This is a genomic window from Erythrobacter ani (assembly GCF_019204025.1).
GTDB lineage: Bacteria > Pseudomonadota > Alphaproteobacteria > Sphingomonadales > Sphingomonadaceae > Erythrobacter > Erythrobacter ani.
The window spans coordinates 143,677-166,198 of record NZ_JAGSPB010000003.1 but is presented as its reverse complement, the minus strand read 5'-3'; the positions used below and the strand labels follow the sequence as shown (position 1 = coordinate 166,198).

Below are 22,522 nucleotides of genomic sequence, written 5' to 3'. Positions count from 1 at the left end.
CATGCCCGACGCACCGCTCACTCCCGACAAACGTACGTTAGAGCTCGATCCCGACCTGATCGATGTTCCGGAACGTGCGCCTTTCGTCGAGCTTGGCCTTGCAAGCTGTTTCAGCTTCCTGCGCGGAGCGTCGGATGCGGTGGATCTTGTGATGACCGCACGCGCGCTCGGATATGATGCGATCGGAATTGCCGATGCGAATTCCATGGCAGGGGTGGTGCGCATCCATACCGAAGCCACAACGCTCAAACTGCGGCCCGTGATCGGGACACGGATCGAGACGGTCGAGGGGCTGCGCTTCCTTGCCTATCCGAAAGACCGCACTGCCTATGGACGCCTATGCAGCCTCATCAGTCAGGGCCGGATGCAAACGCTCAGCGGAGAGTGGCAGGAAAAGGGGGCGTGCGAGATCGATCTAGCGATGCTGGCTGAGCATGCCGAGGGCAGCCAGTTAATACTGCTTCCTCCGGACGATCTGGAAACGCTTTTCACCATTCCCGCCTGGGCGAGCAACGTCGTGACGCTCGATGGCAGCGATCTGGAGGGTGATATCAGCGGATCTTTTCCTGATTTGCTGCCACATCTGGTGTACGGCCTGCCAAGCCTCCGTCATCTCGCAGCGTCCTATCTGTATCGCGGTGACGACATCGCCCGGATCGACCGGCTTGATGCTCTCGCGCAGGCCAGTGGCCTTGGCCTGCTCGCCACCAACGATGTGCACTATCACGCGCCCGAGCGCCGCCCCTTGCAAGACGTGATGACGGCGATCGCGAACAAAACCACGGTGGCAGAAGCGGGACACCTGCTCCACGCCAATGCGGAGCGGCACCTGAAGCCTCCGCACGTAATGGTCCGCCTGTTCGCACGCTGGCCGCACGCCATCGCCGCCGCGCGCGAGGTCGCCGATGCCTGCAATTTCAGCCTTGATGAGCTGCGCTACGAATATCCGGATGAAATCTACCCAGACGCGATGAGTCCGCAGGAATATCTCGAAAGCGAGACCTGGAAGGGAGCCGACTGGCGCTATCCTTCCGGTGTGCCGGACTACGTGCGCGAAACATTGGGCAAGGAACTGGCACTGATCGGCAAGATGGAACTGGCGCGCTATTTCCTGACGATCAAGGATATCGTCGATTACGCCCGCAATGGGGTCGACCCGCCGATCCTGTGTCAGGGGCGCGGGAGCGCTGCGAACTCGGCCGTCTGCTATTGCCTTGGCATCACCTCGGTCGATCCGGCCAAGCATGCGCTGCTGTTTGACCGTTTCATTTCCGAAGATCGCAAGGAGCCACCCGATATCGATGTGGATTTCGAGCATGAGCGGCGCGAGGAGGTGATCCAGTATATCTACAGAAAATATGGTCGCCACCGCGCCGGGTTGACCGCGACCGTCATCCATTACCGCCCACGCATGGCCATCCGCGAAGTGGGCAAGGCGATGGGTTTGAGCGAGGATGTCACCGCGAGTCTGGCGAAAACCGTCTGGGGTGGTTGGGGCCGCGAAATCAACGAGAAGCACGCCGCCGAAACCGGCATGAATATCTCGGATCCGCACCTCAAACGCGTATTGAAACTCACCGAACAGATGATCGGGATGCCCCGTCACCTCTCGCAGCATGTCGGCGGTTTCATCCTGACCGAAGGCGCGCTGAGCGAGACTGTCCCCATCGGCAATGGCGCGATGGCGGATCGCAGTTTTATCGAGTGGGACAAGGACGATATCGAGGCGCTGGGCATTCTGAAGGTCGATGTGCTCGCGCTTGGCATGCTCACCTGCATCAAGAAATGCCTCGACCTGCTGGAGACGCATCATGGCCGGGCACTGACCCTCGCCACGGTACCGCGCGAGGACCCGGAGACGTATTCGATGCTGCGCAAGGGCGATTCGCTGGGGGTTTTCCAAGTCGAAAGTCGCGCGCAGATGAACATGCTTCCGCGCCTGCGTCCGCGCGAATTTTACGACCTCGTGATCCAGGTCGCGATTGTCCGTCCGGGACCGATTCAGGGAGACATGGTACACCCTTATCTCAAGCGCCGCCGCGGGGCGGAGCCGGTGCAGATACCGGCGCCGTCGCCCCAGCATGGGCCGCCCGATGAACTGAGCAGTATTCTGAAGCGCACGCTCGGCGTCCCGATTTTCCAGGAACAGGCGATGAAGATCGCGCTCGATGCTGCGAAATTCTCAAGCCAGGAAGCGAACCGGCTGCGCAAGGCGATGGCGACTTTCCGATCGCGCGGCATGGTCGACGAGCTTCAGGACATGATGGTCGAACGGATGGTCGAACGCGGGTACGAGCGCGACTTTGCGCAGCGATGTTTCAACCAGATCCGCGGCTTTGGCGAATATGGTTTTCCCGAAAGCCACGCGGCGAGCTTTGCGCATCTTGTCTATGTGTCCAGCTGGCTCAAATGCCATTTCCCGGCCGCCTTCGCATGCGGCCTGCTCAATTCGCAGCCGATGGGTTTCTACGCACCCGCACAGATCGTCCGCGATGCACGCGAGCACGGCGTCGAAGTGCTTCCGGCGGATGTGAATTGCAGCATGTGGGACAACACGCTGGAGGAAATCGGCGAAGCAGGAGTAGGGGGTGAGGCAAGGCGCACCGACAGGTTGGACAATCACATCGCCTTGCGGCTCGGACTGAGGCAGGTCGATGGTTTTCCCGAACATATTGCCGCTCAGCTGGTTGCGGCGCGTGAGGAGAACGGGCCCTATCGCGATGCCGCTGAACTGCGAGAGAGAGCGGGGCTTTCCCCTGCGCATATCGAACGTCTTGCGAGCGCGGATTGCTTTTCGTCTCTAAGTCTGTCGCGCAGGCAGGCATTGTGGGATGCGCGCAGCCTGATCGCCGGGCCCGACTTGCCGCTCTTCCGTGCCGCTGCGGAGCGTGACGAGGGGGCGGAACGCACTCAGGTACAGCTGCCGCAAATGCCGATGTCGGAGGAGGTCGTGGCCGATTATCAGACCACGCGGCTCAGTCTGAAAGCGCATCCGATGGCATTCCTGCGTGCATCGCTTGGCGAGCGCGGCTTCGTAAGGGCATGCGACCTGCGTGATCGCAAGTTCGCCTCGATGGTGCAGGTCGCAGGAGTGGTTCTGATCCGCCAACGTCCCGGCAGCGCGAAAGGTGTGTGCTTCATCACGCTCGAGGACGAGACCGGTGTCGTCAACCTCGTCGTCTGGCCCGATCTCAAGGAGAAGCAGCGCCGCGTCGTGATGGGCGCGCGCTTGATGGAAGTGCGCGGGCGGGTCGAATATGATGACGAAGTGATCCATGTCATTGCGCATCACATGACCGATGCGACCGATGAACTTTACCGACTGTCCGATGATATGCTGAACGCGCCGATCGCGCGCGCCGATCATGTGAACTCGCCGCTCCCCTCACAAGTTGGCGGGAAACGCGTGATGAACCCAAGAGACAATCTGATCGAGGCGGAGAACGATACGATCCGCCCGCGCGACCTGATCGATCAATTGCCCGATGCAGGCGTAGCGCCGAAACGCGGCCGAGTGCATGCTCCCAACACGAGGGTTCATCCGCGCAATGTGAGGATACTTCCTAAATCGCGCGATTTTCACTAGGTGCCTGCAATGCCTAGCAACCCGAACAAGCCCTCCATCAGCCGCCGCATAGGCCGTTTTACGGCGGATCGGCGTGTCCTGTCCTTGATGATCGTATTCGCTGTCCTAGTGGCGGGCTGGAGCTGGCTTGGAGAACACCCAGAACACAACCCCTGGACGCCGCTCGATCTGCGTGATCCGATCGGGATGGCGACCGCAAACAAGTTGCTCGCGCTTAAGGAAGATATCGAGCTGTGCCGTGTGACGCTGGATCGCAGCGATGTTGAATTTCGCGCGCTAGAAAGCACGGGCGACGGTGCGTGCGAACGGCCCGACCGCACCCAGCTCGAAAGTTATCCGCTGTCGCCCGATACGCCAGCGGTGACCTGTCCTGTGGCCGCAGCGCTCGAACTGTGGCGTGCGAAAACCGTGGCTCCCGCTGCGCGCGATATCCTTGGCAGCGAGCTTGGACGGATCGAACATCTTGGGGCCTATTCATGCCGCCGGCTTTATGGACGCGAAGAAGGCGCTTGGAGCGAACACGCGACTGGCAATGCCATCGATATCTCGGCCTTCGTGCTCGAAGACGGGACTCGGATCAGTGTGTTTTCCGATTGGGACGCCGATGATGAGCAAGCCCGCTTCCTGCGCGAAGTCCGGGACGGAGCGTGCGGAGTTTTCGCGACAGTGCTGTCACCGGATTACAATGCTGCCCACTCAGATCATTTCCATCTCGATCAGGAAAGTCGGTGGTCGGGCGTTTGCCGGTAGCAGGGTGTCAGTTCACTTCCAGCGCGTAACCCGCTGATCTTACGGTCCGGATCGGGTCTTTCGCGCCATCGATCACGATCGCTTTGCGCAGGCGGCGGATATGAACATCGACCGTGCGAAGCTCGATATCGCTGCCCGTGCCCCAGACCCCGTCGAGCAATTGTCCTCGGCTGAAAACTCGCCCCGGGCTTTCCATGAAAAACTTCAGCAGCCGGTATTCGGTCGGGCCAAGCTGCAGGGAGCGTCCGCGACGCTGGACCTTATGGGCGACAGGATCGAGTTTGATATCGCCAACTTCGATCACCTCTCCGGCAAGGGCAGGGCGTATCCGGCGCATCACGGCGGCAACGCGCGCAAGCAGCTCGCGCGGGCTGAATGGTTTGGTCAGGTAATCGTCGGCGCCCGTTTCCAGACCGCGCACACGGTCGTCTTCCGCTTCGCGCGCGGTCAGCATGATAATGGGTACGTGGGCGGTTTCCTTGTCGCGGCGCAGGCGGCGGCATACCTCGATGCCGCTGGTGCCTTCGATCATCCAGTCGAGGATGATGAGGTCGGGCACGTCCTCGCTGGCCAGAACCAGGGCTTCATCGCCGTCACTGGTGGAGCGGACGTCGTATCCTTCGTTCTGGAACCGGTATTCGAGCAATTCGGACAGAGCCGGATCGTCTTCGACCAAGAGCAATTTGGCAGCGGACATGGTGATGGCCTCCCTAACCCCTTGCTCCGTGCGGGCCGGAGCTACGACCATCATATGTTTCAGTTGGGCTACCGTTTGATGACATGGCGGTCCGGGTTATTCCGGGCGGCTCGAATTAGGGCCGATCTTCCTCCGGAGGATAGGAACCGGTTGCGGCGAAGTGTACCATCTCCGCGACGTTGGTGGCGTGGTCGCCGATCCGTTCAAGGTTTCGGGCAACAAACAGCAACTGCGCCGCGCTCGAAATGGTCGCAGGGTTTTCAACCATATGGCTGACAAGATTGCGGAAAATGCTGTTGTAGAACGCATCGACCTTGGCATCGGTGGCGATGACTTCGCGAGCGAGGCCGGGATCGCGCGCAGCATAGGCTGTCAGCACATCGTGAACCATTTCTCCCGCAAGATCACCCATGGCAGGAAGCAGAGTGAGCGGTTCGAAGCGGTCGCGGCCCTCGATCATGTGAACGCGCTTGGCGATATTCTTCGAATAGTCGCCGATCCGCTCGACGACACCGGCAATTTTCAGCGCGGCGATGACCTCGCGGAGGTCATCGGCCATCGGCGCACGCAGGGCGATGATGCGGACAGCGAGCTTGTCCACTTCGGTCTCGAGCGCGTCGATCTTTTTGTCGCGCGCAACCACCCTGTCGCCAAGTTCTTCGTCGCCGCGGACCATGGCATCGAGCGCCTCCTGGATGGCGACCTCGGCCAAGCCGCCCATTTCGGCGATCAAGCCGCGCAGGCGCGTGATGTCTTCATCGAATGCTTTGACCGTATGATCAGCCATTAGCCGTACCGCCCTGTGATATAGTCTTTGGTGCGATCTTCGATCGGATTCGTGAAGATATCAGAAGTTCGACCGTATTCCACGATCTGTCCAAGATGGAAGAATGCCGTGCGCTGACTGACACGTGCGGCCTGTTGCATGGAGTGGGTCACGATGACGATTGCGTACCGCCCCGAGAGTTCATCGATCAGTTCCTCGATTTTCGCAGTCGCGATGGGGTCCAGGGCCGATGCAGGCTCGTCCATGAGGATCACCTCGGGATCGACCGCGATCGCGCGGGCAATGCAGAGCCGCTGCTGCTGGCCGCCCGACAGCGCAGTGCCGGAATCCTCGAGCCGGTCCTTTACCTCGTCCCAGAGTCCGGCGCGTGTCAGCGACTTTTCGACGATGGCATCGAGATCGGGTTTCTTCTCGGCGAGACCGTGGATTTTCGGGCCGTAGGCGATGTTGTCGTAGATCGATTTCGGGAACGGGTTCGGTTTCTGGAACACCATTCCGACCCGCGCACGGAGCTGAACGACGTCCATTGCATTCGAGTGGATGTCTTCACCATCAAGCTCGATAAGCCCCGTTACCTTCGCCGACGGAATCGTGTCGTTCATCCGGTTGAAACAGCGCAGGAAGGTCGACTTACCGCAGCCGGACGGGCCGATAAAAGCGGTCACATAGTCGGGCGAGATGTCGATCGACACATCGTCGATCGCCTTTTTGTCGCCGTAATAGACCGAGACATCGCGCGCCTTCATCTTGGCGCCGGTGTCTTCCATATTTTCGTGAATGACAGTCACCAGGTCTTCTCGAATTTGTTGCGGAGATAGATTGCGAGGCCGTTCATTAACAGGAGGAACAGCAGGAGGACGATGATCGCAGCGCTTGTGCGCTCGACAAACCCGCGGTCGATTTCATCGGACCACAGGAAGATCTGCATCGGCAATACGGTGGATGGAGAGGTAAAGCCATCGGGCGGGGTTGCAACGAAAGCGCGCATCCCGATCAGGAGAAGCGGTGCGGTCTCGCCCAGCGCGCGTGCCATTCCGATAATGGTGCCGGTAAGCATGCCCGGCATCGCGAGCGGCAGGACGTGGTGAAACACCACTTGCACTGGTGAGGCGCCCACCGCGAGCGCGCCGTCGCGGATCGAAGGCGGCACCGCCTTGATCGCATTGCGGCCCGAAATCACGATAACCGGCATCGTCATCAGCGCGAGGGTCATACCCCCGATCAGCGGGGCCGAGCGGTAATTTGGAAATAGCCACAAGAATACGGCAAGCCCGAGTAGCCCGAAAATGATCGAGGGGACGGCCGCAAGGTTGTTGATCGATACCTCGATAATATCGGTCCAACGGTTTTTCGGCGCATATTCCTCAAGATAGAGCGCCGCAAGAACGCCGATTGGAAACGCGAGAATGAAGGTTACGATCATCGTGAGGATCGATCCCTTCAGCGCACCCCAGATACCCGCTGCCTGCGGGCTGGTCGCATCGGAGCGTGTGAGGAACCCGGCATCCCAGTTTTCCGCCAACTTACCTTCGGACTGCAACCGCTGCGCAAGCGCCTGCATTTCGGGTGATCCCTCACCGGCAAGGCCGGCCGCCAGATCGGAAGATGCGGGAAGGTTGAATGTCTCGGACCGCTCAATAAGCGACGGATCCGATGTCAGGGCAGCCGCCACATCGCGCCAAGCATCGCGGCTGAGTTCCTCTGCTGCTTCCGTCCCCAGCGATTCTTCAGCGTAGAACTGGACGACTTCCGATATTCCCTGCATTTCGAGCACTTGGAGCGCAGAGGGCGCGCTCAGGGAGACTTCGTCCCCGGTAATGCCGCTTTCGGGGAAGTCGATGGGCACTTCGAGTTCGGCTCGCTGGAAACCGCCAATGCCGTTCAGGAGCATGTTGCCAAGCAGAAAGATCAGCACCGCAACCGAGAACACAATCGCGCCCTGTCCCATGAGCTTGAAATTGCGCTCCGACCGGTAGCGCTTCGCGAGGCGCTTCTCGAACTTCGGCGTGCGGGTCGGGCCGACATCGTCTGCGGACTGCGACATCGCAGGGTTGGCGAGGGCGCCCGCGGGAGGGTTGGCTGAATTACTCATATGCTTCACGGAACCGTTTTACGACGCGCAAGGCGATGACGTTGAGAACGAGAGTTACGAGGAACAACGCGAATCCAAGAGCAAACGCGCTCAGATAGGTCGGGTGGTCGGTGCTTTGCTCACCGGTCAGCAACTTGACGATTTGCACCGTGACAGTGGTCATGCGGTCGAGCGGATTGGCGCTGAGGTTCGCAGCCGTCGACGCGGCCATCACCACGATCATGGTTTCGCCGATTGCGCGGCTTACCGCCAGCATGATGCCAGCGACGATCCCGGGCAGGGCAGCGGGGAACAGCACTTTCTTGATGGTTTCGGATTTCGTCGCGCCCATCGCGTAGCTGCCGTCACGCATCGCGCTCGGGACTGCGGCAATGGAATCGTCCGCCATGGAAGAGACGAACGGGATAATCATCACCCCCATCACTACACCGGCAGCCAGCGCGCTTTCCGTCGAGGCGCTGGAAATGCCGATCGCAACGGCCGCATCGCGGATCGCCGGCGCGACTGTCAGTGCTGCAAAATACCCGTAAACCACTGTCGGGACACCGGCGAGTATCTCAAGCGCGGGCTTCACCCACTGGCGCAATCTCGGATCGGCGTACTGGGTCAGGTAGATCGCGCTCATCAATCCCAGCGGGATGGCGACGATCATGGCGATGATGGCGCCTATGAACAGGGTACCCCAGAACAGCGGAATCGCGCCGTAGCGCGATCCATCGGGGTTGTCTGCGCTGCTCATGGGATCGGGACCCCAGAAGGTGCCGAAAAAGAAATCCACCGGAGAAACAAGGCTGAAGAAACGATAGGTTTCGAACACAAGGCTCGCGAAGATCCCGAAGGTGGTGAGGATCGCCACCAGCGAAGCGAGCAGCAGGACTATCATCACCGTGCGCTCGACCCGCGTTCTCGCCGTGAAATCCGGGCGGATCCTCAGGAATGCGAACGTCCCTCCGGCAAAAGCGATCATGATCGTGAGCACGACGCCTATCAGATTGTACCTGCCGATCGCTTCACGGAACGGTTCGATCAGAGGTTCCGCGCCTGCATTGAAGACGCCCGGCGCGTTGCCCAATGCAACAGCGCGCGCTTCCGCAAGCCACGAATCACGTTCGAAACCGAAAGCCGGCAGGTTTTGTGCTCCGGGTGAAGCAAGGACGCTCTGTGTAATCAATTGCGGTGCAATAAACGACCACAGGGTTACAAAAGCGAGAACCGGAACGACGATCCAGATTGCCACGTACCAGGCATGATAAGTCGGGCGAGCGACCGGACGCGCGTCCGGATTGCCTTTCTGGAAGCTCCATGCCTTGGCGCGGCCAGCCAGCCAGCCTGCAAGCCCGAGCCCAATGGCAATCAGAATGAGCGTAATCGGCGACATGAATTAAACCTGTTTCCCCTGAACGCTGGTTGCGCGGTGTCAGTTGCCCGAGGTCGATAGATAGAATGAACGGCAAACCCGAAGCGAATTACGCAGCAGGTGCTGAACAACGGTTTTTGCCCGCATGAAGCCACACGAGACAAAGTCCTTTGGCGGTGCGATGTTCAAAAAATAAGACACTGCTAAGACAATTCTCGGCTAATTGTTGAAGTATCCGCCGTGATTTGGACGTTATCAGCCGTATCTTTCTGTTCTGCCTTGGGAATTCGCACAACGACGCGCGTTCCCTTGCCGAGGTCGCTATCGATGTCGAGCCTTCCGCGGTGGCGCTCGACAATGTGTTTGACGATGGCAAGCCCCAACCCCGTTCCTCCGGAGGCGCGGCTGCGACCAGGGTCGGTGCGGTAAAAACGGCGCGTGAGATGAGGCAATTGTTCAGGCGCGATGCCTTCTCCCTGGTCGACAACGGATATTCTCGCCTGATTGTCCCGAGAAACGTCTAAGGACACCTCCACTTTGGAACCTGGGGTTCCGTATTTCAGAGCGTTGTCGACGAGGTTGCGAACCAATTGTTCTAGTTGCTGGCGATCCCCATGGACACTCGATTGATGAGCAATTTCAAGCGAGAGCTGATCGACCCGGCCCGGGCCAGCCGCATCGCGGGCCGCGCGTTCGACGAGCGGTCCCAATTCGACCAGTTCGCTTGGTAAATCGTGTTTTTCGGCTTCAACCCGGGAAAGGCTCATCAGGTCGCTGATCAGGTTCTGCAGGCGCTTGCCCTCGCGCTCTATAGTGCCGAGGAATTTCTGCGATGTCGGTGAATCGAGGCTCTCGGCGCTCTCGCTCAGTGTCTCGACATAGCCGAGGATCGCGGCGAGCGGCGTCCGCAGTTCATGACTGGCATTGGCCACGAAATCGGTGTGTGCGCGGCTGATATCAGCCTCTGCCGTCTGATTGATCAGCTCGATCACAGCGAGACTTCGGTCCACCGATTGCCGGTTGATTTCCCAGATGTCCTGACGCCGAACGAGACCGCGAACAATGGCGCGGCCGTTGCGATCCTTGCTCAGCAGGGAAATCGCCTCGGGCTGGCGAAAGGCGACACGCGCGTCCTGACCGACCATGTGCTGGCCCAGAATCCTGCGAGCGGCAGCATTGGCGATGGCGATCGTGTTGCGTTTTGTCACGAGGACGGGCGTCGAGGAATTCTCGATCAGCTTGCGCATCGCCTCGATGCTGAACGACTGCTCAACCACGACCTTGGGCGGTTCGGGCGGGCGACCGCTCGCCAGCATCAGTGAACCGACCCAGACTCCCAGAACGGCAATTGTCACGATCGGATCCACACCAAGCATCAGCATCGCGAGGAAAGTCACGATGGCCAACAATATGCCAGCGAGAGGGATGGTCTGCCTGATGCCCATTGCGCTAGCGCCTTAACCGCAAGCGCAGCCGGTTGGAAGCGTAGAGCGCGCGCGTGCGCACAGGCGTCACAAAAAGCGCCGTCACCATTTCCCAAACCTGTAAAAGGAGAGTGGTGACCCCTACGGGAATCGAACCCGTGTTTCAGCCGTGAAAGGGCCGCGTCCTAACCGCTAGACGAAGGGGCCACGCTCATTTGCGAGAGCGCGCATCTAGGAGGGAGCGAGGAACGGGTCAAGCCCTGTTGGCCTCCGTTTCGCGAAAAATTGCGCGGCAGGGCAACTAATCGGCGAAAGCGGCGTCTTCGAGATGCAATTCTGCTGCGGGGCGCGGGCCCCAATCGTCGATCTTCACTCGCCCGGCGAGGTGGAAACGGCGTCCTTTGCTGCGATGGAGCAATGTCTGCGCCATCTCGGTCTCTGCCGCCCGGAAGGCGATTCCCTTGAATGACCTTCCGTCATCACCCGATGCGATGATGCGCAAGTGATCCGTGCCGACGATATCCGCTTTCACGATGCGGACCGGACCCACGGCGATGCGCGGCGCCGGCCAGCCAACGCCGTAAGGGCCGGCAGTCTCAAGTGTCGTGACGAGGTCGGGTGTCAGGCCTCCGGGGGCTAGTGAAAGATCGAGCTGCATCGATTGTCCAACGCGCGCGCGCTCGACATCGCGCGCGAGGCGGGTGTCGAGAAACTCGGTGAACGCAGCCAGCTTATCGATCGATATCGTGAGACCGGCAGCCATTGCGTGTCCGCCGCCCGCAACCAGCAGGCCTTCCTCGCGCGCAGCGATAATGGCCGCACCAAGATCGACGCCGCTGATCGAGCGACCGGAGCCTTTGCCTGTGCCGCTGGAGACTTCGTTTGCGATGACGATCGAAGGTTTGCCGGTCTTCTCCTTGATTCGTCCGGCGACGATGCCGATCACGCCGGGGTGCCAGCCATCGCCGGAGAGAACTTGCACCGACATGTTGTGCTGACCGGAAAGCTGCGCTTCGGCTTCCTCCTGCACTTCGGCTTCGATCGCACGGCGTTCTTCGTTCAGGGCGGAAAGTTGCTCTGCAATTTCTCGCGCTTCTTCGGGATCGTTTGTCGTCAGCAGGCGCACCCCCAGCGTCGATTCGCCGATCCTCCCGCCTGCATTTATGCGCGGACCCAGTGCGAAGCCGAGATCGCTGGCCTGCGGAGCGCGTTTCAAGCGGCTCGCATCGAGCAATGCGGCCATTCCAACACGCTCGCGCCGGGCTAGAATTTTCAGGCCTTGCGAAACAAACGCACGGTTGAGTCCATGCAGCGCGGCAACATCTGCCACTGTACCCAGAGCAACCAGATCAAGCAGGCCAAGCAAATCGGGCTCCTTGCGCTGCTCGAAAAACCCCTGGGAACGAAGTGTACGAACCAGCGCGATGGCGAGAAGGAAAGCGACCCCGACTGCCGCCAGATGACCGTGGCTTGCCGCGAGATCGTTTTCGTCCAGCCTGTTCGGATTCACCAGGGCGGCGGTAGGGGGAAGGTCAGCGGCGCACTTATGGTGATCGACCACGATCACGTCCACGCCGGCATCGCGCGCCATCTCAAGGGCTTCATGCGCCATGGCACCGCAATCCACTGTGACGATCAGGCTGGACCCAGACTCCGCCAGTTTGACGAGCGCTTCGCCGCTGGGCCCGTATCCTTCCAGCAAGCGGTCGGGGATGTAGTATTCCGCCTCAAGTCCGAGCCCGCGGAGCAGCTCGACCATCAAGGCCGCGCTGGTTGCCCCATCGACATCGTAATCACCGTAGATCGTGACCCCCTCATTGGTCAGAACAGCCTGTGCGATCCTCTGTGCAGCCTGATCCATGTCCCGAAATTCTGACGGATCAGGAAGAAAATTTCGCATTGTCGGTTTGGCATGGCGGGCGACGTCATCAGCAGCGACACCCCGCGTCATCAGCAGCTGCGACAGGATGTCATGGCCAAGATCTTGCGTGTTGCTGCCGGCCAAGGCGTTGCCGAGGTCCATATTGCCTCCGCGCCAATTCCACGCCTTACCCGAAAGGGACTGCGATACGCCTAAAACATGGGACAGTGATTGGGTTGCCATCGTTTGGTCTTACCCTGTTCATGAGCTGCGCAACAGCCGCCCGGCATTGACAATCGACAGCGCTCTTGTCTTGTCTCCGCCATGCCGAGCGATCCTGCCTCCCCCGAATTGCTTGTGATCTGGCACAGCCGGACGGGCGCGAGTGCGCAGATGGCGCGAGCAGCGGCGAGGGCAAAGGGAGCGGTGCTGATCCGCGCGCGCGAAGTTGAGGCAGGCAGAATGCTCGACGCCGCCGGATATCTTTTCGTCGGCCCCGAAAATCTCGCATCGCTCAGTGGCGAAATGAAGGAGATGTTCGATCGGACGTATTATCCACTGCTCGGACGCATCGAAGGACGTCCTTACGCCACGATAATTGCGGCGGGGTCGGACGGAGAAAACGCCCAGCGACAGCTGGATCGAATCGCGACAGGATGGCGATTGAAACGTGTCGCCGAACCCAAGATCGCCAATTTCGATGCGCAAACGCCTGAAGAAATTCTCGCGGAAAAACAGGTTTCTGAGCGAATCTTGCAGGAATGCGCGGAATTGGGCGAGGGCATTGCCGAGGGTTTGCGAATGGGCATCTTCTGATCTTGTGAAACTCGCAATATTCTGTGGGTAAACCGGACTCGACGCTATCGAGATTTCGCGTCAGGGTTTCACGCTGATACGTGCGCATCGAACTAAGAGGCTTGGGGGTCTTGCAAGATTTTTGAATCGCAGCACAAGGAAGTCGCAGGACTGCATCTGCTGTTTGCGACCGGCAAACGGCCAACCAGCGCTGCGATCCGGGATTTTGCCGAGGGTCACAGGTCGCTGGTCGTTTCGCATGATCCAGGTGGCGAACGCTCGCTTCATCTCGTCCCTGCCGATTCCTCAGGTGATGAACAAAAGCCATCAGTTCGGCAAACATCCGAAAAGGCGATCTGGCTTGAGCTTCTCAAGGATGGCTTGACTTTCGAGCTGGAAGGTCTTGCACCCGGCAGGGCCAGCATGCTTCCCGAAATCAAGTACCGTTTCGATACAGAGCAGCTGTCCACACCCCGTCGCTTGGAAGGGGTTCATCTCTTGCCAAGCCAACATATGGGGACTGGTGCCGGTGTGGTCCCGGTCTTGCGGAGCATGGTCGAGATCGCGCGCGACGCTGTCCATTCCTTCGACCATTTGGAAGCTGTGCTGTGGGAGCCTGCGCAGAGTCTGATCGGCCGGCGATTTTTTGAATCCGTCGCGACCGCATGGATCGATGGAGGGGCGTTTCCCGCACTTGGCCTGACTGCTTTTCGTGAAACCAGCGACGGTGCGTTGGAGAGTGTCGGGCTCAAGCATTGGACGGGGCAAGAATTGCGCATAGAACCTCCGATTTCCAATGACCGGGTGGCGGCGACGCGCCTGGGCGTGCGCATTATCAACCACCTCGTGATCGTGGGCGGGCTAAGCGAAAGTGAGCGCATCACGGCTCCGGACAACAGCCGGCTGGTTTTAAAACCGTCCCGCAACGCCAAATTTGTGCGGGTCTGGCGCGAATAGCAGTTGGCCGGGGTCGCAATTCATTCAACTGAACTTGTACTTGGGGCTACGAAGACATCCTCGCCTCTGCGCGCGAATATTCCGTTTAAAACGGTCAATCGCAGGCTATCCGCAAACTACGATCCCAGTCTCCAGCGGCATCACATTCTGCCGAAGCAATTGCTGTCATATCGGTACTTCGGCGCGATGTTCGATGAGATTGGACGCGCGAATGTCGGTTTCGATGACTTTCGCAGCAACGGGCTGCTCCTGCCTGCGACCGAAAGCGCAACATTGCGTACAGGCTTGCCGCTGCACCGCGGGCCGCATCGGCGTTATAACGAGATCGTCATTGAGCGGGTGGGCAGCGTCGAACGCCGCTGGGCGCAAGTTCGCTTGGCCGACCCGGCGGCGGCTTTATGCGAAGCGATCTTTCGGCTGACGCTCCTCCAATCGGCGCTGCGCCGCCGTTTGTTGACGGAACAGCGGAGGTTTGTGCTGAACCGCAAGGACCCGCTCGGTACCGGGTTCGATTTTCGCGAACTCGATGCAATGGCCGAAACGCTTTGGAGGGAAACCTAGGCAGTTACTCCGCGGCTTCTGCCAGGCCAGTCCATGCAGAATAGTTGGAATTGGCCGACAACCGCGCCTTCGCCTCGTGATATTCGCGTTCCATACGCGCAACGAGATCCTCGACCGTGCCGACGGATTTGATCGCGCCAACCCCTTGTCCGGAGCCCCAGATGTCCTTCCACGCTTTCGCCTTGGTGTTACCGCCGCTGCCGAAGTTCATCTTCGATGGGTCGCTCGTCGGAAGATCGTCGGGATCAAGGCCTGCGTTCTCGATCGATGATCGCAGATAATTGCCGTGCACACCGGTAAACAGGTTGGTGTAGACTATTCCGCTCGCGTCACCTTCGACGATGCCTTGTTTGTATGCCTGATCCGCGTTTGCTTCTTCGGTTGCGATGAAGGCGCTGCCAGAATAACCGAAATCGGCCCGCATCGCTTGGGCGGCGAGAATAGACGAACCGTGAGCGATCGAGCCGGACAGCGCGACCAGCCCATCGAACCATTCACGGATTTCCTGCATCAACGCGAACGGTGACAGCGCCCCGGCGTGCCCGCCAGCCCCCGCGGCGACCGGGATGAGGCCATCGGCCCCTTTTTCGATCGCCTTTTTTGCAAACCGGTTGTTGATCACATCGTGCATCGTGATCCCGCCCCAATTGCGCACTGCCTGAAAGATTTCTTCGCGTGCACCGAGTGAAGTGATGATCATCGGCACCTGCCATTTCTCGCAGGTTGCCATATCGGCCATGACGCGATCGTTCGATTTGTGCACGATCTGATTCACCGCAAACGGAGCAGCGGGGCGGTCCGGATGCTCACGGTTGTGTTTCGCCAATTCCTCTGTGATCTGGTGAAGCCATTCGTCGAGCAACGTCTGCGGACGAGCGTTGAGCGCGGGAAAGCTGCCGACGACTCCGGCCTTGCACTGCGCGATTACCAGTTCCGGACCGGAGACGATGAACAGCGGCGATCCGATCAGCGGCAGGCGAAGGCGGTCGAAGGGGGCGGGAAGCGGCATCAATGTCTCCTGAAATGCGTTTGCAGCGCGGTAGGTGGCACTGCAATTCTACGCAAGCACCTCTTCAATGCGATAAAACCGCGCTGCGTTCCCGGCATAGAGTGCGGCTTTCTCGTCCGCGCTCGCGCCGTGGGTCAGCCATTTAAAAGCATTCCAGAGAACCGGGTAGGTCGCTCCCCACCGATCTACAGGATAATTGCTTTCGAACATGGCGCGCTGCGGGCCGAATGCCTCGATGCACGTTTCAATGTAGGGGCGCCAAAGTCCTGCGAGATGGTCGGATGTCGATCCCGCGGCGGGCCCCTTCTCGGGCAGTGCGCAATTGTGCATCGCCAGTCCGCCGAGCTTCACGACCACATTTTCACATGCAGCGAGTTCCTTGATGCTGTGCCGCCATGTGTCGAAACGCTCATGCAACTTGCCCGCGTAGCTCGCCGAGCCGAGCGGAGTTCCGCAATGATCGAGGCAGATCGGCGTATCGGGGAAGGCGCGCGCGAGATCGACGACATCGGGGATCTGCGGCTCGAGTATCCACGCATCGAAGCTCATCCCGCGTTTGCCGATCTCTGCAAAACCTTCGCGGAAAGTGCTGTCGCGGTAGAGCTCTGGAGGTGCGTGAAACGGAGGGCCGAGCACTTCGGGATCGGCGTCCCAGGCGCCCTGATGGCGGATGCCCTTGAAGCGCATTGGCGAAGCGGCGTGAAGCGCGTCGAGCACCTCTCCAGCCGCGCTGCCTAGCGTCAGGTCGGCATGGCCCACGATTCCGGCGCAAGCGCGCAGGTCGCCATAAAGTCCGCTAGCCGATTGTGCTGCGACGCCGTTGACGTACTCGACCTCGCCCACCGGCTTCTTCGCTTCGCCGTAGTCGGCATTGTAGAATGCCCCGCATTCCATGAAGACCGTGGCAACGATGTTGTGGCCCGTCGTCACGTCCGCATGGAATTGGTCGAAGGTGTAATGGGCAACCGGAACCAGCGTTTCCAGGAAGCGATGGCGGGGTTCGGGAAACATCGGCAGCATCGGCCGCAAATCCCACAAGTGGTGATGTGGATCGATGATTGGCAGGTCCGGTTCGAGAATGTCTTCTGTCATGCTGTCATGCTCCCAAGTTCGAGGCACTTTAGGATAGACTTCGCGTGCTGTCGTCCAGCGAAATTGCTGGTCAGTGCACTGCGCGCCGATAAAGATGCCATGTCGCGTGACCCAACAGGGGCAGGGCGACCATCAAGCCGAGGAACGCCGGAATCATCGCAAGAAAGAGCAAAGCGGCGATAATCACCGCCCAAAAAAGCATCACCGCGAAATTTGATCGCACCGTTTTGAAGCTGACTATGATTGCCGTGGCGAAACTGACCGGTCGGTCCACCAACATCGGTAGGCTCATGACGGTCATCGAATAGAAAGCAAAGGCCATCAAGGCACCAATGGCGCTTCCAATGGCCAGCATCGCGATCCCCATATTTGTCGCCAGAAACGCCAGCGATTCCGAACCTGGACCTGCCTCGGCCATGAAGATGGCGGAAACAGCGTGGGCGATAATCATCCAGAAGGCGAAGGCCACGAATACGATCACGCCCATCGAGAGAATCTGCTCGTCGCCTTTTCCCTTCAACGCACCAAGCACGCTACCCCATGTCAGCGGCTCGCCCGCCTCGCGTCGGCGGCTTGCCTCGTATAGTCCGACCGCCACGAACGGGGCGACGAGCGGGAATCCAGCCATCGCCGGAATGAGGAGACTGGTTTGACCCATGACAAGCGCGAGATAGCCGAGCGCGAGACCTGTTAGGACGTAGACCCCGCCGATCGCAGTCCCGTATTGCGGCATCGCCGCGAAGTCCTTCCAACCGGCGGCAAGCGCAGACCAAAGATCGCTTGTGGTGAGGTCATCGGCGATCTTCGCAGGCGGCTGCGGTGGCTCGTATGAATTCTCGAGCGTGGTCATATTCTCGCCTCCCTCTCCCAAAAGGCATCCGCAAGATGCACCGTGTTCCGGCCCGCGTCATTGCGCTGGATCAAATTGCCGAATGGCAGACGAAGGCTGACTTCGCGGTTGCAGCATTTTTCACAAGCCAAACCGGCAAACATCGGGTATACGCGCGCCAACGTTCTGCGAGATCGCCCGGCTATCCGCTGTGCATCCCGCCCGCCAGCACCTTGAAAACTGTCGGCCACTGACCTGCGTTCACGGCGCTTGCGCGCGTGTGCGATCCTTATCAATTTGCCCCGAGTATACTCTATGTCATTTCCCGAACTTCCCTCCACCCTGCAGCAGGCCCTGACCGAACGCGAATACAGCGCCGCTACCGATGTCCAAGCTGCCGTTCTCGAACCAGAGGCGCGCGGGCGCGACCTCGTGGTCTCGGCACAGACCGGCTCGGGAAAGACGGTCGCTTTCGGCCTGGCGATGGCCGATGAACTGCTCGGTGAGGATGGCAGGGTTCCCTTCGCCGTTCCGCCCAAAGCACTGGTGATCGCGCCCACGCGCGAGCTTGCCCTGCAGGTGAGCCGCGAGCTTGCATGGCTTTATGGCAAGGCCGGAGGGCGCGTGACGACATGCGTTGGCGGTATGAATCCCTCTCAGGAACGCAAGGCGCTGCGAAGCGGTGCGACCATCGTGGTCGGCACACCGGGGCGTTTGCGCGACCACCTCGAACGTGGGGCGCTCGACCTGTCGGAATTGGCAGTCGCGGTGCTCGATGAAGCTGACGAGATGCTCGACATGGGCTTTCGCGAAGAGCTTGAGGCTATTCTCGACGCGACGCCTGAAGGTCGCCGCACGCTGTTGTTCTCTGCCACGATGCCGCGCCCGATCGAGGCGCTGGCTCGCCGGTATCAGCTCAATTCGCTGCGCATTGCCACGATCGGCAAAGAACGCGGGCACGGCGACATAGCTTATCAGGCCGTCACGGTCTCTCCGCCCGAAATCGAGAACGCGGTGGTGAACCTGCTCCGCTATCACGAAGCCGAAACCGCGATCCTGTTCTGCGGAACGCGCGACAAGGTCCGGCATCTTCACGCGACCTTGCAGGAGCGCGGCTTTGGTGTCGTCGCCTTGTCAGGCGAGCATTCCCAGCAGGAGCGCAATCAGGCGCTTCAGGCGCTGCGCGACAAGCGGGCGCGCGTTTGCGTCGCAACCGATGTTGCCGCGCGCGGGATCGACCTGCCCTCCGTCAGCCTCGTTGTGCATGTCGAGATACCGCGCGATGCCGAAACTCTCCAGCACAGGTCCGGGCGCACGGGACGCGCGGGCAAGAAGGGCACTGCGGTCCTGATCGTGCCGTTTTCGCGCCGCCGCCGGGTCGAAAGCATGCTGCGCGGTGCCAAGATCACGGCCGAGTGGACCGACGCGCCAGACCGTGATGCGATCAAGGCGAAAGATCACGAACGTCTGTTATCTGCGTTCCTCGCGCCGGTCGATTTCGACGATGCCGACCGCGCTCTGGCGAAGAAGATACTTGCCGAGCGCAGTGCAGAGGACATCGCCGCAATGCTTGTCCAGTCGCATCGCTCCAAGATGCCCGAGCCCGAAGAACTGACTGCCAACACACCTGAGGCCCGGCGCGCAGCGCAGAAGGAACGCGAGCGACCCGGCTTCGAGGACACGGTATGGTTCAAGATGGACATAGGCCGCCGCCAAAACGCCGATGTGCGCTGGATCCTGCCTCTGATCTGCCGCCGCGGTCATGTGACCCGTAACGAGATCGGCGCGATCCGCATCGCCCAGACGGAGACATTATTCCAGATACCGCGTGCACATGCCGATAAGTTTGCCGACGCCGTACAGCGCACCGCCGAGAGCGAACAGGACGACAAGCCTGTGCACATCGAACTTTCGGATGAAGCTCCGCGCGATGCCGGACGTCGCAACCGCAAAGACGGACCGGGAGGCCACGTCAAAGCCAAGCCGTTCCGCAAGGGCAAACCCGGAAATTTCCAGAAAGGGAAAGAGAAGGGGAGCAGCAACGGCGCAGGAAAGGGCAAACCGTTCAAGGGCAAGTCGAACAAGGCCGGGTCACACAAGGTCAAATCGCACAAGGGCAAGGCTGCCAAGGGCTAAAGCTGAACCTCAGCCGCTCCATGGAACAGTTGTGTGCGGCCAGGATTGTCGGCACGCTCAGGAGAAGGGATTGCCTTCCTTGTCGATGAAATCGCGTTCCTCAGCTGTCGACTCCCGTCCGAGCACCTGGTTGCGATAGGGAAACCGGCCAAAGCGTTCGACGATAGCTTGGTGCTTTTCAGCAAATCCGACAATGCGCGACGCGGTTTCGGCCATAGCCTTGAACTTGTCTAAGCAGAGTTCTTGCAGAGTTCGGTCCTCTGCGTGCATCAGCGGCATGTATAGAAACTGACGCTCATCCATACCGAGCTTGTCGTCCCACTCGCGCTCGAGCGCTTGTCTCACCAGTTCCTGCGCTTTGTCATCTTGCGCAAATGCCCGCGCGGTGTCGCGGTGGATGTTGCGTGAAAACTGATCGAGCACGATGACCAGCGCGAGCAGACCGCGCGGGGTTTCGGCCCAGTGATCCAGCTTCCCCGCAGCAGCTTCGGCGAGGGTGCCGCCAAATCGGCTTTCGCAGGCGTTGTCGACGGCGTCCGATCCGCCGAACCAGTGTTCCGGCATCAACTCGAGAAACCAGAAATGCAGCACCTCGACGGCCGCAGCAGGCGTTTCCTCACCGAGCAGCGAGCCGCTCATTCTGCCACGCTGGGGGCGATCGCAGAGTTTGCTGCGCTTATTACGGCCCGCACGCTCGCAGTCGCTACGTCTTCGTCAATGCCGCAGCCCCATATCGTCTTTCCGTTGGGCGTCACGCATTCAAGATACGTGGCGGCATTCGCGTCGGTGCCTGCACCCAGCGATTGCTGCGAATAATCGACCACTTCAAGTTCGACGTCGAACACTTCGCGCAAAGTTGCCATGACGCTTGAAATGAGGCCGTTGCCGCGACCGCTCACGCTCTGTTCCTGGCCCTGGACCGCTATCGTGCCGCTGAAAATGCGGGTGCCATCGCTTGCCCGGGTTTCGTTGTAATCGACTAGCTGGAAGTGTTTGTCTGGCGTCTGGACGTGGTAGGCTGCCCTGAACGCGTCCCAGATATCATCGCTGTTCAGCTCGCGCGAGGTTTGGTCGGCGAGCCGCTGGACATGCTTGGAGAAATCGCGTTGCATTGCTTTTGGCAGTTTAAGCCCCTGCTTTTGCTGGAGCACCCAAGCAAAGCCGCCTTTGCCACTTTGTGAATTAACGCGGATCACAGCCTCGTAATCGCGTCCAAGGTCCGCCGGGTCGATCGGGAGGTAGGGCACGCGCCAGTACTCGTCGTTTTGCGCGTCGTTCGCTTCGAAACCCTTCTTGATCGCGTCTTGATGCGAGCCGGAGAACGCCGTGTAGACCAGTTCGCCACCATAGGGATGCCGCTGGTGGACGGGCAGATCGTTGCAATATTCCACCGTCTCGATCACGCGGTCGATGTCTGAGAAATCGAGGCCGGGATCGACACCCTGAGTGTAGAGGTTGAGCGCCATCGTAACGAGGCAGCAATTGCCGGTGCGCTCACCATTTCCGAACAGGCATCCCTCGACCCGGTCCGCGCCTGCCATAAGGCCGAGCTCGGCTGCCGCGACTCCAGTGCCGCGATCATTGTGTGTGTGAAGCGAGATGACCGCCGAATTGCGGTTCGGCAAGTTGCGGCAGAAATATTCAATTTGATCGGCGTAGATGTTGGGTGTCGCCGCCTCGACCGTTGCGGGCAGATTGAGGATAATCGGCTGCTCGGGCGTAGGAGCAAGCACCTCCATCACCGCCTCGCACACCGAAATGCTGAAATCGAGTTCGGCGGTTGAGAACGTTTCGGGTGAATATTGGAAATGCCAGTCGGTGTCGGGGCGTTTGGCTGCTTCGTCGCGCATAACCTTCGCGCCTGCGACCGCTATTTCTCGCACTTCGTCTTTCGACATGCGGAACACGATGTCGCGCCATGCCGGGCTTACAGCATTGTAGAGATGGACGATCGCCGAATGCGCTCCCTCGAGGCTCTCGAAGCTGGTTCGGATAAGGTCTTCACGGCTTTGGGTGAGCACCTGGACAATCACATCATCGGGGATGGTGCCGGATTCGACTAGGTGTTTGATGAAGGTGAACTCGGTCGCCCCGGCGCTGGGGAAGCCGATCTCGATCTCCTTCACCCCGATTTCTACTAGCAGGTCGAAAAAGCGCGCTTTCTTCACCCCGTCCATCGGATCGATAATCGACTGGTTTCCGTCGCGAAGATCGGTGGAAAGCCAGCGCGGCGCCTGATCGATGAGGCGCCCCGGCCATTGGCGATTGGGCAGGTCGATCTGGCCGAACGGACGGTATTTGACGGACGGATTCTTGAGCATGGTCATGGTGTACGACTTTTCGCGGTATCAATGAGAAGGTGGCTGCTGCGGTTCCCTTGGATGCGGGGCCGCGCCGATTTTATGCGCAGCCGCTCACGCCCAAGGGCGCGTAAGTCGTAGAAGCAGGCCGGTCATCGGTGTCATTGCGGTGTGTTGTTGCCGATTACTTCGCCGGGTGCAAGCTCCAAGGCGGCGGCATGGAGGCCGATCAATTTATTTTCTTGGAAATTTTTCGTACCTGTAACCTCAGGTCGCATTCGCGCGAATT

General features: G+C 60.0%; 18 protein-coding genes and 1 tRNA gene. 6 read left to right on the top strand and 13 right to left on the bottom strand.

The window, feature by feature from the left end:
• The first annotated feature begins 1 nt into the window (after position 1).
• Positions 2-3,586 (top strand): error-prone DNA polymerase, encoded by a 3,585-nt coding sequence (locus KCG45_RS13575; RefSeq protein WP_218317844.1) that lies wholly within the window; start codon positions 2-4, stop codon positions 3,584-3,586.
• Positions 3,587-3,595: 9 nt separating this feature from the next.
• The gene (locus tag KCG45_RS13570; protein ID WP_218317843.1) at positions 3,596-4,336 is read left to right on the top strand and encodes an extensin-like domain-containing protein; all 741 of its coding nucleotides are present in this window, start codon (positions 3,596-3,598) and stop codon (positions 4,334-4,336) included.
• A 7-nt stretch (positions 4,337-4,343) separates the two neighbouring features.
• Here the strand turns inward: KCG45_RS13570 and phoB are convergent, their stop codons facing one another.
• The 8 genes from phoB to recJ all read right to left on the bottom strand — a co-directional run bounded on the left by phoB (position 4,344) and on the right by recJ (position 12,797).
• Positions 4,344-5,033, bottom strand: a complete 690-nt coding sequence (gene phoB / locus KCG45_RS13565; protein ID WP_190787478.1) for a phosphate regulon transcriptional regulator PhoB — start codon at positions 5,031-5,033, stop codon at positions 4,344-4,346.
• A 115-nt stretch (positions 5,034-5,148) separates the two neighbouring features.
• Positions 5,149-5,820 carry a phosphate signaling complex protein PhoU gene (gene phoU / locus KCG45_RS13560; protein ID WP_218317842.1) on the bottom strand — a complete coding sequence of 224 codons (672 nt, stop codon included), beginning with the start codon at positions 5,818-5,820 and terminating at the stop codon, positions 5,149-5,151.
• A complete protein-coding gene (gene pstB / locus KCG45_RS13555) occupies positions 5,820-6,587 on the bottom strand; it encodes a phosphate ABC transporter ATP-binding protein PstB (RefSeq protein WP_218318055.1) in 768 nt (255 codons plus the stop codon). The genes phoU and pstB overlap by 1 nt, the downstream gene beginning before the upstream one ends.
• A 17-nt stretch (positions 6,588-6,604) precedes the next feature.
• Positions 6,605-7,864 (bottom strand): phosphate ABC transporter permease PstA, encoded by a 1,260-nt coding sequence (gene pstA, locus KCG45_RS13550; RefSeq protein WP_218317841.1) that lies wholly within the window; start codon positions 7,862-7,864, stop codon positions 6,605-6,607.
• Between the two features lie 40 nt (positions 7,865-7,904).
• Complete coding sequence (pstC, locus tag KCG45_RS13545; RefSeq protein WP_218317840.1) at positions 7,905-9,290, bottom strand: phosphate ABC transporter permease subunit PstC; 1,386 nt, start codon at positions 9,288-9,290, stop codon at positions 7,905-7,907.
• Between the two features lie 182 nt (positions 9,291-9,472).
• Positions 9,473-10,714, bottom strand: coding sequence for a sensor histidine kinase (locus tag KCG45_RS13540; protein ID WP_218317839.1), 1,242 nt, complete (start codon positions 10,712-10,714; stop codon positions 9,473-9,475).
• Positions 10,715-10,825: 111 nt separating this feature from the next.
• Positions 10,826-10,900: transfer RNA gene (locus KCG45_RS13535), tRNA-Glu, on the bottom strand.
• Between the two features lie 94 nt (positions 10,901-10,994).
• Complete coding sequence (recJ, locus tag KCG45_RS13530) at positions 10,995-12,797, bottom strand: single-stranded-DNA-specific exonuclease RecJ (protein WP_218317838.1); 1,803 nt, start codon at positions 12,795-12,797, stop codon at positions 10,995-10,997.
• 81 nt (positions 12,798-12,878) lie between these two features.
• Here recJ and KCG45_RS13525 point away from each other — a divergent pair, with 81 nt between their 5' ends.
• From KCG45_RS13525 to KCG45_RS13515, 3 genes are all read left to right on the top strand, one after another.
• A complete protein-coding gene (locus KCG45_RS13525; RefSeq protein ID WP_218317837.1) occupies positions 12,879-13,370 on the top strand; it encodes a flavodoxin family protein in 492 nt (163 codons plus the stop codon).
• A gap of 360 nt (positions 13,371-13,730) precedes the next feature.
• Positions 13,731-14,306 carry a hypothetical protein gene (locus KCG45_RS13520; RefSeq protein ID WP_218317836.1) on the top strand — a complete coding sequence of 192 codons (576 nt, stop codon included), beginning with the start codon at positions 13,731-13,733 and terminating at the stop codon, positions 14,304-14,306.
• A gap of 3 nt (positions 14,307-14,309) precedes the next feature.
• Positions 14,310-14,867, top strand: a complete 558-nt coding sequence (locus tag KCG45_RS13515) for an AHH domain-containing protein (RefSeq protein WP_255548228.1) — start codon at positions 14,310-14,312, stop codon at positions 14,865-14,867.
• Between the two features lie 4 nt (positions 14,868-14,871).
• On the opposite strand, the gene KCG45_RS13510 is transcribed toward KCG45_RS13515, so the two are convergent.
• The 3 genes from KCG45_RS13510 to KCG45_RS13500 all read right to left on the bottom strand — a co-directional run bounded on the left by KCG45_RS13510 (position 14,872) and on the right by KCG45_RS13500 (position 17,818).
• The gene (locus KCG45_RS13510; RefSeq protein ID WP_218317835.1) at positions 14,872-15,876 is read right to left on the bottom strand and encodes an NAD(P)H-dependent flavin oxidoreductase; all 1,005 of its coding nucleotides are present in this window, start codon (positions 15,874-15,876) and stop codon (positions 14,872-14,874) included.
• A gap of 48 nt (positions 15,877-15,924) precedes the next feature.
• Positions 15,925-16,968: an amidohydrolase family protein gene (locus tag KCG45_RS13505; RefSeq protein ID WP_218317834.1), complete on the bottom strand. Its 1,044-nt coding sequence runs from the start codon at positions 16,966-16,968 to the stop codon at positions 15,925-15,927.
• Positions 16,969-17,038: 70 nt separating this feature from the next.
• Positions 17,039-17,818: a DUF2189 domain-containing protein gene (locus tag KCG45_RS13500; protein WP_218317833.1), complete on the bottom strand. Its 780-nt coding sequence runs from the start codon at positions 17,816-17,818 to the stop codon at positions 17,039-17,041.
• Positions 17,819-18,112: 294 nt separating this feature from the next.
• On the opposite strand from KCG45_RS13500, the gene KCG45_RS13495 reads away from it, so the two are divergent.
• Entirely contained in the window at positions 18,113-19,933 is a 1,821-nt protein-coding gene (locus tag KCG45_RS13495; protein WP_218317832.1) for a DEAD/DEAH box helicase, read from the top strand.
• Between the two features lie 57 nt (positions 19,934-19,990).
• Here the strand turns inward: KCG45_RS13495 and KCG45_RS13490 are convergent, their stop codons facing one another.
• Both KCG45_RS13490 and leuA read right to left on the bottom strand, forming a co-directional pair.
• Positions 19,991-20,572: a DUF924 family protein gene (locus KCG45_RS13490; RefSeq protein WP_218317831.1), complete on the bottom strand. Its 582-nt coding sequence runs from the start codon at positions 20,570-20,572 to the stop codon at positions 19,991-19,993.
• Complete coding sequence (gene leuA, locus KCG45_RS13485) at positions 20,569-22,260, bottom strand: 2-isopropylmalate synthase (protein ID WP_218317830.1); 1,692 nt, start codon at positions 22,258-22,260, stop codon at positions 20,569-20,571. The genes KCG45_RS13490 and leuA overlap by 4 nt, the downstream gene beginning before the upstream one ends.
• Between the last annotated feature and the right edge of the window lie 262 nt (positions 22,261-22,522).